15 protein-coding genes are annotated in these 14,307 nt (G+C 59.8%); 10 read left to right on the top strand and 5 right to left on the bottom strand.

The annotated features are described in order from the left end of the window. Positions 1-96: 96 nt before the first annotated feature. Positions 97-2,658 carry an ABC transporter permease gene (locus tag QD336_RS10055; protein WP_499170489.1) on the bottom strand — a complete coding sequence of 854 codons (2,562 nt, stop codon included), beginning with the start codon at positions 2,656-2,658 and terminating at the stop codon, positions 97-99. Continuing rightward, entirely contained in the window at positions 2,655-3,365 is a 711-nt protein-coding gene (locus QD336_RS10050; protein ID WP_269346866.1) for an ABC transporter ATP-binding protein, read from the bottom strand. The genes QD336_RS10055 and QD336_RS10050 overlap by 4 nt, the downstream gene beginning before the upstream one ends. Before the next feature lie 92 nt (positions 3,366-3,457). Here QD336_RS10050 and QD336_RS10045 point away from each other — a divergent pair, with 92 nt between their 5' ends. After that, positions 3,458-4,108: an arylesterase gene (locus QD336_RS10045; protein WP_269346868.1), complete on the top strand. Its 651-nt coding sequence runs from the start codon at positions 3,458-3,460 to the stop codon at positions 4,106-4,108. 68 nt (positions 4,109-4,176) lie between these two features. Continuing rightward, a complete protein-coding gene (gene thpR / locus QD336_RS10040) occupies positions 4,177-4,770 on the top strand; it encodes an RNA 2',3'-cyclic phosphodiesterase (RefSeq protein ID WP_269346870.1) in 594 nt (197 codons plus the stop codon). Here thpR and QD336_RS10035 read toward each other — a convergent pair. After that, positions 4,704-5,183, bottom strand: coding sequence for a low molecular weight protein-tyrosine-phosphatase (locus QD336_RS10035; protein WP_269346872.1), 480 nt, complete (start codon positions 5,181-5,183; stop codon positions 4,704-4,706). The two genes, thpR and QD336_RS10035, sit on opposite strands and share 67 nt — an antisense overlap. 59 nt (positions 5,184-5,242) lie before the next feature. On the opposite strand from QD336_RS10035, the gene QD336_RS10030 reads away from it, so the two are divergent. The 7 genes from QD336_RS10030 to QD336_RS10000 all read left to right on the top strand — a co-directional run bounded on the left by QD336_RS10030 (position 5,243) and on the right by QD336_RS10000 (position 11,062). Next, entirely contained in the window at positions 5,243-5,548 is a 306-nt protein-coding gene (locus tag QD336_RS10030) for a 4a-hydroxytetrahydrobiopterin dehydratase (protein WP_269346874.1), read from the top strand. Between the two features lie 51 nt (positions 5,549-5,599). Continuing rightward, positions 5,600-5,980: a YkvA family protein gene (locus tag QD336_RS10025; protein WP_269346875.1), complete on the top strand. Its 381-nt coding sequence runs from the start codon at positions 5,600-5,602 to the stop codon at positions 5,978-5,980. A 298-nt stretch (positions 5,981-6,278) separates the two neighbouring features. Then, the gene (locus QD336_RS10020) at positions 6,279-6,782 is read left to right on the top strand and encodes an invasion associated locus B family protein (RefSeq protein ID WP_269346877.1); all 504 of its coding nucleotides are present in this window, start codon (positions 6,279-6,281) and stop codon (positions 6,780-6,782) included. Between the two features lie 266 nt (positions 6,783-7,048). Continuing rightward, on the top strand, positions 7,049-8,221 hold the full coding sequence (rlmN, locus tag QD336_RS10015) for a dual-specificity RNA methyltransferase RlmN (protein WP_269347074.1): 1,173 nt from the start codon (positions 7,049-7,051) through the stop codon (positions 8,219-8,221). 108 nt (positions 8,222-8,329) lie between these two features. Continuing rightward, positions 8,330-9,283, top strand: coding sequence for an ABC transporter substrate-binding protein (locus QD336_RS10010; protein WP_269346878.1), 954 nt, complete (start codon positions 8,330-8,332; stop codon positions 9,281-9,283). A gap of 106 nt (positions 9,284-9,389) precedes the next feature. Continuing rightward, entirely contained in the window at positions 9,390-10,271 is an 882-nt protein-coding gene (locus tag QD336_RS10005; protein WP_269346879.1) for an ABC transporter permease, read from the top strand. Next, a complete protein-coding gene (locus tag QD336_RS10000; RefSeq protein ID WP_269346881.1) occupies positions 10,268-11,062 on the top strand; it encodes an ABC transporter ATP-binding protein in 795 nt (264 codons plus the stop codon). Before QD336_RS10005 ends, QD336_RS10000 begins: the two co-directional genes overlap by 4 nt. Before the next feature lie 39 nt (positions 11,063-11,101). Here QD336_RS10000 and QD336_RS09995 read toward each other — a convergent pair whose 3' ends face one another. Together QD336_RS09995 and QD336_RS09990 are read right to left on the bottom strand one after the other, a co-directional pair. Then, positions 11,102-11,749 (bottom strand): LysE family translocator, encoded by a 648-nt coding sequence (locus QD336_RS09995; protein ID WP_269346883.1) that lies wholly within the window; start codon positions 11,747-11,749, stop codon positions 11,102-11,104. Between the two features lie 131 nt (positions 11,750-11,880). Further along, positions 11,881-12,735 carry an SDR family NAD(P)-dependent oxidoreductase gene (locus tag QD336_RS09990; protein WP_269346885.1) on the bottom strand — a complete coding sequence of 285 codons (855 nt, stop codon included), beginning with the start codon at positions 12,733-12,735 and terminating at the stop codon, positions 11,881-11,883. Between the two features lie 315 nt (positions 12,736-13,050). Here QD336_RS09990 and QD336_RS09985 point away from each other — a divergent pair, with 315 nt between their 5' ends. Next, the gene (locus QD336_RS09985; RefSeq protein WP_269346887.1) at positions 13,051-14,274 is read left to right on the top strand and encodes an argininosuccinate synthase; all 1,224 of its coding nucleotides are present in this window, start codon (positions 13,051-13,053) and stop codon (positions 14,272-14,274) included. Positions 14,275-14,307: the final 33 nt, after the last annotated feature.

Raw genomic sequence — 14,307 nt, 5'->3', positions numbered from 1 at the left:
GCGGTTGAAAAGACACCATATGCGCGAAAAGCGCTCACGTTTTGGCGATCATTACAAAGAATTAATCGTTAAAGTTAAGCGGTGCGCAACCGATGATTATTCCCCCGCCTGCCTGAGGACCGGCGCCGCCTTCTGCCCGAGAATTCGCCAAGTGCCGATGAGGCCGATGCCGACCGTCATGACGAGGGCGACGAGAAGGGTTCCGATCGCCACATCCGGCAGGAAGCTGGAGGGCAGTTTCATGATGCGGGCTACGACGAACCATGCGGAAACGCCGCCGGCAAAAAGCGCGAAGACGGCGGTGGCGAGGCCGAGCATCATATATTCGTAGGAGAAGGCGCGGATGAGCAGGTTTCGCGTGCCGCCCAGCGTCTTGAGGATGACCGCGTCATGGGTGCGGGCGCGGTTGCCGGCTGCAAGCGCGCCGGCGAGAACGAGGACGGAGGCTATCAGGGCGACGGCCGCAGCTGCGCGAATGGCGGTGGCAAGCTGGCCGACCAGCCGGTTCACGACATCGAGCGCGTCCTTCACGCGCACGCTGGTGATCGTTGGGTAGGTGTTGGTGACGGCGCGCAATATCCGGCCCTCATCGCCGGCGGTTGCGGAAGGATCGTCAAGGGTTGCGAGCCAGGCATGCGGTGCGCCGCGGAAGGTATTCGGCGAAAACACCATGACGAAATTGATCGACAGCGATTCCCATTCGACATTGCGCAGATTGGCGATCTTGGCCGTGATGCTGCGACCGAGCACGTTGACGGTGACCTTGTCACCGATCTTGAGGCCCAGATCCCCCGCCTCTTTCGCCGCGAAGGAGACCAGTGGCTCGCCGCTATAATCTGGCTGCCACCATGTTCCCTCCGTCAGCGTCGCGTTTTCGGGAACGTCCTGCGAATAGGTGATGCCACGGTCACCGCGCAGCAGCCAGCGCCCTCCCGGCGGCACCTCCATTTTCGTCACATCCGTGCCGTTCAGCGCCATGATGCGGCCGCGCAGCATCGGCACTTCGGTCAGGGTTCCCTCCGGCGCTTCCCGCTTCAGGAGATCGCGGAAGCCCTGAACTTCGCTGCCCTGAATATCCACGAAGAAGAAATTCGGCGCCTTTTCCGGCAGGCTGTCAGTCAGTTCACGGCGAAGATTGCCGTCGATCAGCGTTAGCGTCACGAGCAGGGTGAGGCCGAGGCCGAGGGAAAGAACGACTGACGGGGTGAGCGCACCGGGCCGGTGAATATTGCCGATCGCCAGACGAAGGGCTGCGGAGTGAACGCGCGGGCTGCGTTTGGCAATGGCCTTGACGCCGGAAGCCACCAGCCGCAGCACCACGAAGGCAAAGGCGATTGCCGCAAGGAAGACCGAGGCGATGAAACGGTCTTCCGCCGAAAAGATGGCCAGTGCGGCCAGCGCCGCCAGCAGAACGCCGGTTGCAGCGAGATAAGGCCAGGATGGCCAGCTGCCCTCCTCGAAACCCTGTTCGCGGAAAAGCGCCGTCGCCGGAACCTCGCGCGCCTGGCCGAGCGGCACGATGGCGAAGGCAAGCGTTGTCAGGAGACCGAACAGGGCGGCGAGACCGAGTGCGCCGGGATAAAAGGCAAGTCCTTCTGGCACCGGCAGCACACCTTCCAGAAACCGCATGGCGATAAGCGGCGCAACGGCGCCAACCACAAGGCCGATCACGATGCCGACGGTGGCAATGAAGGCGATCTGGAAGAGGTAGGTCATGGTGACCACCGAGGCCGGCGCACCCAGGCATTTCAGCGAGGCGATCGTGGTGCGCTTGGAATCGAGAAAGGCGCGAACGGCGTTGGCGACGCCGACGCCGCCGACGATAAGGGCTGTGAGGCCTACCAGTGTGAGGAATTGCGAGAAGCGGTTGACGTTTTCGGTGAGCGAGGGTGCTGCCCGGTCGCTGGTGCGGATGGACCAGCCGGCATCGGGAAAGGCCTTGTTGGCCGCATCGGTCATGGTTACCCGCGCTGACGGATCGTTCAACTTGATCTTGTAGGCGTGTTCGACGAGGCTGCCGGTCTGGACGAGGCCGGAGGCGAAGAGGGCATCGCGGCTGACGATGAGCCTTGGCGCAAAACCGAAACCGTCGGACAGCGCGTCCGGCTCGTCGACGACGGTGCCGGTCAATTTCAATTTCACATTGCCGAGCAGTATCTCATCGCCCACCTTGATACCGAGCCGTTCCAGCAGAAGTGGCGCGGCAATGGCGCCATAGGCGTCGCCATTGCCGGCCAGCAGTTCCGCCAAAGGTTGATTGGGATCGGCGACGAAAGTTCCATAGAGCGGGTAGGCGCCGTCTATGGCTTTCACTTCCGTCAAAGTCTGTTCGGAGCCGTCGGCAAGGCGGGCCATGGAGCGCAGCCCGGTGGAGACCGCGACGGTGCCAAGGCCGTCGAGATAGGCCTTCTCCTCCGCCGTTGCCTCCCTGTTGCGCAGTTCGAAGCGCACGTCGCCCGCCAGAATCGACTGGCCTTCGGTGGCAATCGCGCTGGTGACCGCACGCGAGACGGAATTGACCGCAGCGATGGCCCCTGTTCCAAGCGCAATGCAGGCGAGGAAAATGTAAAAGCCGCGCAGACCGCCGCGGATTTCGCGACGGGCGAGCCTTGCGGCGTTTCTGATATTGGCAAAAGACGGGAGAATGAATCCGGTCATGCCGATACCACCCGCGCTACCTGCGGTCTGGCGCTGTCGCCCTCGATCTCGCCGGAGCGCACCTTGATCTGCCGCGAGCAGCGGGCGGCGAGCGACGGATCATGGGTGACGAGCACCATGGTCATGCCGCGTTCGGCCTGTTTGGTAAACAGAAGATCGGCGATCTGCCTGCCGGTATCGGTATCGAGATTGCCGGTCGGTTCGTCGGCGATCAGCACGGCCGGTGAGGGGGCAAGCGCGCGGGCGATGGCGACACGCTGCTGCTCGCCGCCGGAAAGCTGGCCGGGATAATGGTTGAGGCGTTCGCCGAGACCGACGGCGACGAGTTCGCGCTTGGCAATCTCGAAGGGATTGGGAACGTTGGCCAATTCCAGCGGAACGGCGACATTCTCCAGCGCCGTCATATTGGCGATGAGGTGAAAGGACTGGAAAACAATGCCGATATTCCGGCCGCGAAAATCCGCCAGCGCGTCTTCGCCAAGCTTGTGCAGTTGCGTATCCGCAATGACGATTTCGCCGCTGTCCAGCCGCTCCAGACCGGCAAGCACCATGAGAAGCGTCGATTTTCCCGAACCGGAAGGGCCGACGATGCCGACCGCTTCGCCTTCGCCGATGGAAAGATCGATGTTCTTGAGAACGTGAACGGAGGCGGCGGCGTTACCGAGCGTGAGGTCGGCCTTCTTCAGCTCTATGATGCTTTTCGTCACAATTCTCGTTCCTATATAGGGGATGAAAACGGTCTGGCGGTGTCGATGCGGTCGGTATTTCAGACAATGCGAACCAAGTTAGGAAAGCCGTGATGAGATTTAAAGCTGCCCTGTTTCACTTCATCGTCATTTTCGCCGCCGCCTTTTCCGCCGCGTCCGCCATGGCGCAGGAGCGGACATTGCAACTGGTCGGCCTCGGCGACAGCCTCATGGCCGGGTACCAGCTTCCGCCCACCGACAGCTACACCGCACAGCTTGAAGCTGCATTAAAGGCGAAGGGCGCCAATGTCGCCATCGCCAATGCCGGCGTCTCCGGCGATACGTCCTCCGGTGGTCTGGCGCGGGCGGAATGGTCGGTTCCGGACGGCACGGACGGGGTCATTCTGGAGCTTGGCGCCAATGATGCACTGCGCGGTATTGCACCGGAACAGACGGAAAAGAACCTCGATACCATCATTTCCGGCTTTCAGAAGCGTAACATAGCCGTGTTGCTGGTCGGCATTATGGCGCCGCCGAACATGGGCGAGGATTATGCCGGGCGGTTCAATCCGATCTTCCCGAAGCTTGCCGAAAAATACAACCTGCCGCTTTATCCCTTCTTTCTGGACGGCGTCGTGACGGATGATGCGCTGAAGCTCGATGACAAGATGCACCCCAATACCAAGGGGGTGGCGATGATGGTCGAAAAATCTTTGCCGGCTGTTGAAAGCTTCATCAAGACAATCGGTGCGCAAAAAAAATAAGCACTTGCGCCCGTCTGCATTGCGTGATTCGCTATGCTTGTTCTGCCAAGAGATTCGGGGAGCTCGCCATGCCGAGACTGTTTACCGCCCTCGAAATTCCGCGCAATGCGGCTATGAGCCTCTCATTGTTGCGCGGTGGTCTGCCGGGAGCCCGGTGGATCGATGTGGAGAATTATCACATAACCCTGCGTTTTATCGGTGACATCGACGGGCGTACCGCCGATGAGGTCGTGGACAGGCTGGACCGGATCGACAGGCCGGAATTCCAGCTCAGCCTCACCGGCATGGGGTCCTTCGGTTCCAAGAAACCGCATTCCATCTGGGCCGGGGTCTCGCCCTCGCCGGAAATGCATGCGCTGCAGGCGGAGGTGGAGAGAATCTGCCAGAGGATCGGTCTCCCGCCCGATCCGCGCAAGTTCATGCCGCATGTCACGCTGGCGCGGCTGCGCTCTTCCCGCCTGGATGATGTGGTGCATTATCTTTCCGGACGCGGCAACTTCCGCACCTCGCCCTTCACGGTCGGCCGTTTCGTGCTGATGTCGTCGAAGGAATCGGTGGGCGGCGGGCCCTATATCGTGGAGGAGGCTTTCCCGCTTCACGAGGCGCGATCCAGCTCCATCTTTTCGAGCAACGATCTGCATCCTGCCAAGAGCATGTTGTAGACGGTCAGAAAACCGTCTTCACCGCCGAAATAGGGATCCGGGACGCTCTCGTGGTGTCCCGAAGCATAGTCCAGAAACAGGTGGATTTTGTGCCTGTGGTTTTCCGGCGACTTTTGAAGCAGTTTCGCCAGATTGCTCGTGTCCATGGCAAGGATGAGATCGAAGTTTTCGAAATCGGCCTGACTGACCTGCCGCGCGCGCTGCCCTGAAATATCGATGCCATGCTTGCGGGCTATCGCGATGGATCGACGATCCGGGGCATTGCCGGTATGCCAGCCGCCGGTGCCGGCGGAGTCGACCGTAAGTTGGCGGGATACGCCGTCTCCATCGGCAAGGTTTGTCAAAACGCCTTCGGCAAGTGGTGAGCGGCAGATATTGCCCATGCAGACAAAAAGAACAGCTATATGTTTCATGGAATATGCGTCGATCCGGTCGTTGAAGCGTTAATGGGTCTCAAGCGGAGGCAAGAGTCATGAAATATCCCAGACTTGAACCGGACGCCATCCGGCAGGCATTGTCGAAACTCGAGGGCTGGTCGCTGCGTGAAGACGGGGCGGCGATCGTTCGCTCCTTCAAGTTTTCGAGTTTTGCGGAGGCCTTCGGTTTCATGGCCGAGTCCGCACTTGTCGCGGAAAGGCTCAATCATCATCCCGAATGGTCCAATGTCTATTCGCGGGTCAAGGTCTGCCTCACCACCCATGATTCACAGGGTGTGACGGAGCGGGACTTTCTTCTGGCCGAAGCCATGCAGAAGGCGGCTGCGGGTCGGGGGAATTGAACGGCGCGCGTTCAGTCCCATATAATAGCCGTGACCGGAGGACCGTCGATCATGGATGATGTGAAAATCGGTGAAATTCTTCTGCCGGGCGAAGCCGACAAGCAGCAGGAGCGTGAGAATGTCGTGCGCGCCAAATTCTGGCCCAAGCTGAAGCGGGTGATGACGAAGGTTCCCTTCGCGCGCGACGCGGCTGCGGCCTATTATTGCGCGATCGACCGTGACACGCCGTTGCGCGCCAAGGGTATTATTCTGGCTGCCCTTGCCTATTTCATCATGCCCATCGATGCGGTGCCGGACATGCTGGCGGTCGTCGGTTTTACCGATGATATCGCGGTCATTACCGCCGCGCTCGCCATGATCCGCGCCCATATCAAGATGGAGCATTACGAGGCGGCTGACGCCATGCTGAAGCGCCAGCAGGAAGCCGGGTAACGTCTCTGTGATGTGTCCTTCCGGCAGAGCCCGGCGGGTGACAAATTCTTGCCTGAATTTATGTGTCTTACACACGAGGGAAGGGCGTGCCACGCCGTTCTCCTCAGGGCGTCGGGAAGTCGCCAATCTGTAACACCGCAAGACGTTTCCGGCATTTTATGCGTGTTGTTGACGGTTTGGTAACCGCTTTCCGACCACAATGAGAAAAGACGATCCGCACCTGAACGTGGCCGATCCAGAAAATGGAGCCCGCCGCTGCTTCGGGCCAATGGAAGACAATAACCCGGCAGGAAATTCTATGTTTGTAAGAAGTGTAGCAACCGCAGCGGCCATTTTGCTGACCAGCGTCGGCGTAGCATCTGCACAGTCGCCCACGCGCATCCAGCAGTTCAATGCCTGGGGTGCCTATTCGTACAAATCGGGCAACAGCACCGTCTGCTACGTTCTTTCCATTCCGACCTCCAAGGAACCGGCAAGTGTTGACCACGGCGATATCTTCTTCATCGTCTCGCAGCGCCCTGGCCAGAACATCTCCTATGAGCCGCAGGCCATGGTAGGTTATCCGCTGAAGCAGGGCTCCAAGGTCAATGTGACGATCGACAACAAGAACTTCGTCATGTTCACCAAGGACAAGGCCGCCTGGGTTGAGAACGCCGCTGAAGAGCCAGCTCTCGTCGCAGCGATGAAGAGCGGCAAGTCGATGACGGTGAAGGCGACGTCCGGTCGCGGAACCGGCACTTCCTACTCCTATTCGCTCTCGGGTATTTCGGCTGCTCTCAAGCAGATCGAGAGCTGCAAGTAACACGGACGCTTCATCGCGTTTGATAATGGCCGGTCCTCGACCGGCCATTTGCGTTTTTGCCAGTTTGATGCTAAAGGCGCGGCAACATTGACAGGCGGATGCGCGAAAAGTGCTCCGCCTTTGATTTTCTCGACATGCAGACGATTTTCCGCCTTTCCGACAGGCCGGTCGTGCGATGCATGGAACGATGGGATAACGTGATGTCCGTAATGCAAGCTTCTGCCGGTCTGGCAGTCAAAACCCCGCTGATCGCCAATAGCGATCTCATGTCCGGCAAGCCGTCGCTGATCGGCCTGACGCGTGAGGAAATGGGCGAGGCGCTGGCAGAAATCGGCGTGCCGCAGAAGCAGGTGAAGATGCGCGTCAGCCAGTTGTGGAACTGGCTTTATGTGCGCGGCGTCTCCGATTTCGACAATATGACCAATGTCGCCAAGGAACTTCGCGAGAAGCTGAAGGCGGCCTTCACCATCGCTCGCCCGGAAATCGTCGAGGAGCAGATCTCCAATGACGGCACCCGCAAATGGCTGATGCGTTTTCCGCCGCGCGGTGCCGGCCGCCCCGTCGAGATCGAGACGGTCTATATTCCCGAAGAAGGGCGCGGCACGCTGTGCATATCGAGCCAGGTGGGCTGTTCGCTGACCTGCTCCTTCTGTCACACCGGCACGCAGCGCCTGGTGCGCAACCTGACGGCGGAGGAAATTCTCTCGCAGCTTCTACTCGCCCGCGACCGGCTGGGTGATTTCCCTGATGGTTCTACGCCGGTCGGTGCCTATGTGCCGAGCGAAGGCCGCAAGGTCTCCAACATCGTGATGATGGGCATGGGCGAACCGCTCTATAATTTCGAGCACGTGAAGACCGCGCTCCTGATTGCCACCGACGGCGACGGCCTGTCGCTCTCCAAGCGTCGCGTCACGCTCTCGACGTCCGGCGTTGTGCCGGAAATCTTCCGCACGGGTGATGAGATCGGCGTGATGCTGGCGATTTCGCTGCATGCGGTGCGTGATGAGCTGCGCGACATGCTGGTGCCGATCAACAAGAAATATCCGCTGAAGGAGCTGATCGAGGCTTGCCGCAACTATCCGGGTCTTTCCAATGCCCGCCGCATCACCTTCGAATATGTGATGCTGAAGGACGTCAATGACAGCCTGGAAGACGCCAAGATGCTGGTGCAGCTTCTGAAGGGCGTTCCGGCCAAGATCAATCTCATTCCGTTCAACCCCTGGCCGGGCACGAATTACCAGTGCTCCGACTGGGCGCAGATCGAGAAGTTTGCCGATTTCATCAATCAGGCGGGTTATGCATCGCCGATCCGCACGCCGCGCGGCCGCGACATCCTTGCCGCCTGCGGTCAGCTGAAGTCGGAATCGGAACGCATGCGCAAGACCGAGCGACTGGCTTTTGAGGCGATGATGATCGCTAACCACGGCGCAGACGACTGAATAAGCCGCATTTGCGCCATAAAGCTGGGTTTCCGGCGGTTCTCCGATTGATTTCGGTCTGTCTTGTTCCTAGAAAGACGAAAACAGGGAACCAACAGGAGGATATCCATGCGCGCATTCATTCTGGCTCTCGCTGCCGCGAGCGCCATCGTTCTGCCGGCCAAGGCTGAAAACGTCACCGTTGCCGTCACCGCCATCGTTGAACATCCGGCGCTTGACGCCGCCCGTGACGGCGTCAAGGCTGCCCTTGCCGAAGCCGGTTACAAGGAAGGCGAGAACCTCAAGTTCCTTTATGAGTCCGCACAGGGAAATCCCGGCACCGCAGCGCAGATTGCGCGCCAGTTCGTGGGCGACGCTCCTTCGGTCATCGTGCCGATCTCCACGCCGTCGGCTCAGGCTGTCGTTGCGGCCACGCGTGATATCCCGGTCGTCTTCACGGCAGTTTCCGATCCTGTCGGCGCACAGCTTATAAAGAGCATGGAAAAGCCCGGTGGCAACGTGACCGGCCTTTCCGACATGCTGCCGGTTGGCGAGCACCTGGCGCTTATCAAGGAAATCTCCCCGAACGCCAAGTCCATCGGTTTCATCTACAACTCGGCCGAAGCCAATTCCGCCTCGACGCTCGCCCTGCTGAAGGCCGAAGCCGACAAGGCCGGCCTGAAGGTTGTCGAATCCGTCGCCACCAAGTCCGCTGAAGTTCAGGGCGCAACCCGCGCACTGGTCGGCAAGGCCGACGTGATCTACGTTCCGACCGACAATACCATCGTTTCTGCTTTCGAGGCGGCAGCCGGTGTTGCCTCCGAAGCGAAGATCCCGCTTTACGCTGCTGACACGGATTCCGTCGCGCGTGGCGCGGTTGCAGCCCTCGGCTTCAACTATTTCGACGTTGGCAAGCAGACAGGCGCCGTCGTTGTCCGCATCCTCAAGGGTGAAAAGCCGGGCGACATTCCGGCCACCGTGGCTGTCGGCACCGATCTCGTGATCAACAAGAAGGTTGCCGAAAAAGTTGGCGTCACCTTCCCTGAAAGCGTGACGAAGCGCGCCACCAAGGTCATCGACTGAACCGAAACATGACTGAATTGCGGGCGGCGGCATTCCGCCGCCCGTTTTACGTGGCACGAGACGGTGCCCGTATCCGCCTGATGGCGGCAATAACAAGGACATTACCGTGAGCCAAATCGCCTTCTGGGGTGCCGTGGAGCTGGGACTGGTCTTCGCTTTCGTGGCGATCGGCGTCTATCTCGCTTTCCGCGTACTCGATTTTCCGGACCTGACCGTGGACGGTTCGTTTCCGCTTGGCGCCGCCGTTGCTGCCGTGCTGATCATCGCCGGTCTGAATGCCTGGGTCGCGACGGCGATTGCCATGGTTGCCGGCGCTGCCGCGGGCATCGTGACCGCCACCCTCAATGTTCGTTTCAAGATCCTGAACCTGCTTGCCTCGATCCTGACGATGATCGCGCTGTTTTCCGTCAATCTTCGGGTGATGGGAAAGCCGAATGTGGCGCTGCTCAATCAGGACACGATGATTTCGCCGTTTTATGGCCTCGGCCTCTCCGAATATCTGGTACGGCCGCTCTTCGTTGGTGCGCTGGTGCTGATCGTGGTCATTCTCGTCTGGCGTTTCCTTGAAAGCGATGCGGGCCTCGCCATGCGGGCGACGGGTGCCAATGCGCGGATGGCGCGGGCGCAGGGCGTGAAGACCGGCAACCAGATCTATCTCGGCATGGCGCTCTCAAACGCGCTGGTGGCTCTTGGTGGTGCGCTGTTTGCGCAGACCAATGGTTTTGCGGATGTGACCTCCGGTGTCGGTACCATCGTTGTCGGGCTTGCGGCCGTCATCATCGGTGAGACGCTGTTTGGTGCACGTGGCATCCTGATCGCGCTGATCGGCTGTGTCTTCGGCTCCATCGCCTATCGTCTCGCCATTCAGCTCGCTTTGTCGAGCGATGTGCTGGGTCTCAAGGCGTCCGATCTCAATTTCGTAACGGCGGTATTGGTGGCCATTGCATTGATCCTGCCGCGACTGCGCCGTGGGGGAGCAACATCGTGATTTCGCTTTCCGATATCCAGGTCGTCTTCGGGCGCGGCACACCGCTGCAAAAGCAGGCGCTGGCCAAGATCGATCTCACCATCGAGGATGGCTCCTTCGTCACAGTCATCGGCTCCAATGGTGCGGGTAAATCCACGCTTCTCGGTGTTCTGGCCGGTGATGTCCTGCCAACGGCGGGTAAGGTGATGATCGGCGGCGCCGATGTCACCCGCAAGCCGACTGCCAGCCGGGCGGGACGGGTGGCGCGCGTGTTTCAGGACCCGCTGGCGGGCAGCTGCGGTGCGCTGACCATCGAGGAAAACCTGGCACTGGCGGCATCGCGTGGTGAACGCCGCGGCCTTCTGCCGGCGCTCGGGCGCGGCCGCCGGGAGTTCTTCAAGGAACGGATTGCTTCGCTCAATCTCGGTCTCGAAAACCGTTTGAAGGACCGTATGGACCTTCTGTCCGGCGGGCAGAGGCAGGCCGTGTCGCTTGTCATGGCGACGCTTTCTGGTTCGGACGTGCTGCTGCTGGATGAACATACGGCAGCGCTCGATCCCGGCATGGCGGAATTTGTGATGGAGCTGACCCGCAAGGTGGTGTCGGAGCGCAAGCTGACGACCCTGATGGTCACCCATTCCATGCGTCAGGCGCTGGATTACGGCACCCGCACGATCATGCTGCATGCCGGTGAAATTGTGCTCGACGTATCCGGTGACAGCCGTAAGGATCTCGAGGTCGAAGACCTGATCGAGATGTTCCGCAAGATACGCGGCCAGACGCTTGACGATGACGAGTTGCTTATCGGTTGATTATAGAAAAGGCGCCTTCCGGCGCCTTTTTATTTGCCCTCAGCGCGTTTGCGTGAAGAAAATCTTGACTGCGAAAAGCGAGAAGACGCCGGCGATCGTATAATCCAGCCCGCGCAGAACCTTCCGGTTGCGCTGCAGCCAGGCGGAGAGAACATCGGCGGCAATCACGATGCCGATACCGATCGGCAGCGCCACGATGATGGACCAGATGCCGAGGAAGATCAGCTTGCCGGTGACATGCGGATCGGAGGCGCTGACGAATTGCGGCAGGAAGGTCATGAAAAAGATGATGACCTTGGGGTTCAGCAGATTGACCCAGATGCCGTTCAGCAAGGCCGATTTCAGCGAGGCCTGCGCTTTTTCACCGGTGCTTTTCACCATCACGAAATCCGAGCCCTTGCGGATGGCCTGAATGGCGAGCCAGACCAGATAGGCAGCGCCACCGGTTTTCAGGATCATGAAGGCGGTCGGCGATGCGACGATGAGGGCGGCGACGCCGAAAGCGACCAGCATTGTGTGCACGGTGATGCCGATATTGGTTCCCACCAGCGTCATGAAACCTGCCGCGCGGCCTTCACGCAAAGAGCGGCTGATCCAGAGCGTCATGTCGGGCCCCGGCGTCACCGCCAGAAGCAGAATGGCAATGGTGAAGGCGATCAGTGTTGGCAGGCTCGGAACGAAATCCATCGCGGCACCCGTAAAATTTGGAGATTGCCGTTGCTTAACGCGGTTTCGCGTTTCTGCCAATGTTTTTGCGCGACAATGCGCCTGTCGGGGAGGATAGCCGCCGTACCCTTTCAAGCACGGCGACTGGGAATTCAGTTTTTCAGGAAGCTGGTGAAGGCGGCGGAATATTCCGTGTGCCAGCGCGAAAGCGGCGGGCGGTTCTGGACGATATCATAGGCGGCCCAGAGAATGCGTTTTTCATCCGTCGGGCGATCCACCTCGCCATCCGGGCAGAGAATGTAGAAATCGCCCCGGCCGATGCTCTCGATCATGAAATCGACGGTTTGTTCGCCGGTCCAGGCGCCCTCCGGCTTTTCCGTCCTGCCATGGGCGGTGAGACCCGTGAAAACGAAACCGGGTATCAGCAAATGGGCGGAAACTGCGCCGTTCGGAATATTGCGCAGCTCGTGCTGAAGCGCTTCCGTGAAGGTTTTGACGCCTGACTTCGAGACGTTGTAGGCCGGATCACCGGGAGGCGTGGTGATGCCCTGTTTTGAGCCGGTGTTGATGATGAGCGCTGGCTCGCCATGGGCGATCATGCCTTGACCGAAAACGCGGCTGCCGTTCACCACGCCCATCAGATTGACGCCGATAATCTTTTCCCAATTGGCCTGCGGTCCGAAGATGGCGCTGCCCGGCTGAATGCCGGCATTGTTCATGAGGACGTGGACGCGCCCGAAACGCTGGATCACGGCGCGTTCCAGCGCCTCCAGCTCATCGAGTTTCGATACGTCGGTTGGGATTGTGACGATCTGCGCTTCGCCGTCCTTGGCGACGGCAAGAATATCCGCATGGGCTGCGGCGAGCTTTTCGCCATCGAGATCGACGAGCACGACGCTCATGCCGAAACCGGCGAATTTGCGGGCGGCGGCGAGTCCGATGCCGGATGCCGCACCGGTGATGACAGCGACATTATCTTCCTTGAATGCGGGGTGGATGGTCGTCATAGGTTTCTCCTTCGCGTCGTTTCTGCTGTTTCCAGCGGTTTGCAACGTTGCCTGAACCTGAGTGGCTTCATTCACGGTCTTCAAGTCGATCGCGCCGCTTTATGATAAAGCGCGAATTTTCTAAATGCATGTGACAATTGCTTCGTTCCCATCGGTGCGGCCGGTGATCACCTGTCGTCATGCGCGCCCATCAATTGTTTTGTCGCTTATCTCACGGAAAAGCGCTTCACACATTTCGGGTTGCACTGTAAAAGTGCCGAAATCCCAAGGAAATGGCGGTGCCCTGATGCCGTCATCATGCAGATGGACATCACTATGGCACTTCCGAAAGACGTTAAGAAAGTCGTTCTCGCCTATTCCGGCGGCCTCGACACCTCGATCATCCTGAAATGGCTTCAGACGGAACTCGGCGCTGAAGTCGTGACCTTCACCGCCGATCTCGGCCAGGGCGAAGAGCTTGAGCCGGCGCGCAAGAAGGCCGAGATGCTGGGCATCAAGGAAATCTTCATCGAGGACGTCCGCGAAGAATTCGTGCGTGATTTCGTCTTCCCGATGTTCCGCGCCAACGCCGTTTATGAAGGCGTCTATCTGCTCGGCACGTCGATTGCCCGTCCGCTGATTTCCAAGCACCTGATCGAGATCGCCAAGAAGACCGGCGCCGACGCCATCGCCCATGGCGCCACCGGCAAGGGCAACGACCAGGTTCGTTTCGAGCTTTCGGCCTATGCGCTGAACCCGGACATCAAGATCATCGCGCCCTGGCGCGACTGGACGTTCAAGAGCCGTACCGACCTCCTGAACTTCGCCGAACAGCACCAGATTCCGGTCGCCAAGGACAAGAAGGGCGAAGCGCCTTTCTCCGTCGACGCCAACCTGCTGCACTCCTCTTCCGAGGGCAAGGTTCTGGAAGATCCGGCACAGGAAGCGCCGGAATATGTGCATATGCGCACCATCTCGCCGGAAGCGGCTCCGGACAAGGCAACCGTCATCAAGGTCGGTTTCCGCAAGGGTGATGCCTGCTCCATCAACGGCGTTGAAATGTCGCCTGCGACGCTTCTTGCCACGCTCAATAATTACGGCCGTGAAAACGGCATCGGTCGTCTCGATCTGGTCGAGAACCGCTTCGTTGGCATGAAGTCGCGCGGCGTTTACGAAACACCCGGCGGCACCATCCTGCTTGCCGCGCATCGCGCCATCGAATCCATCACGCTCGACCGGGGTGCAGCGCACCTCAAGGACGAGCTGATGCCGCGTTATGCCGAGCTGATCTATTACGGCTTCTGGTTCTCGCCGGAGCGCGAGATGCTGCAGGCCCTGATCGACAAGAGCCAGGAACATGTGGAAGGCGAAGTGACGCTGAAGCTCTACAAGGGCAATGTCATGGTGACCGGCCGCGAAAGCGCCAAGTCGCTTTATTCCGACGCGCTGGTGACCTTCGAAGACGACCACGGCGCTTACGACCAGAAGGATGCTGCGGGCTTCATCAAGCTCAACGCGCTGCGCCTGCGCACGCTGGCCAAGCGCAATCTCAGCAAGTAATTCTGCTCACGTGAAGATGATGAAACCCGCTGA

Source organism: Rhizobium sp. BR 250 (genome assembly GCF_047445855.1).
In the GTDB taxonomy this organism is placed as follows: Bacteria; Pseudomonadota; Alphaproteobacteria; order Rhizobiales; family Rhizobiaceae; genus Agrobacterium; species Agrobacterium tumefaciens_I.
The sequence above is the reverse complement of the archived record's forward strand: the minus strand, read 5'-3'. Positions and strand labels throughout refer to the sequence as shown.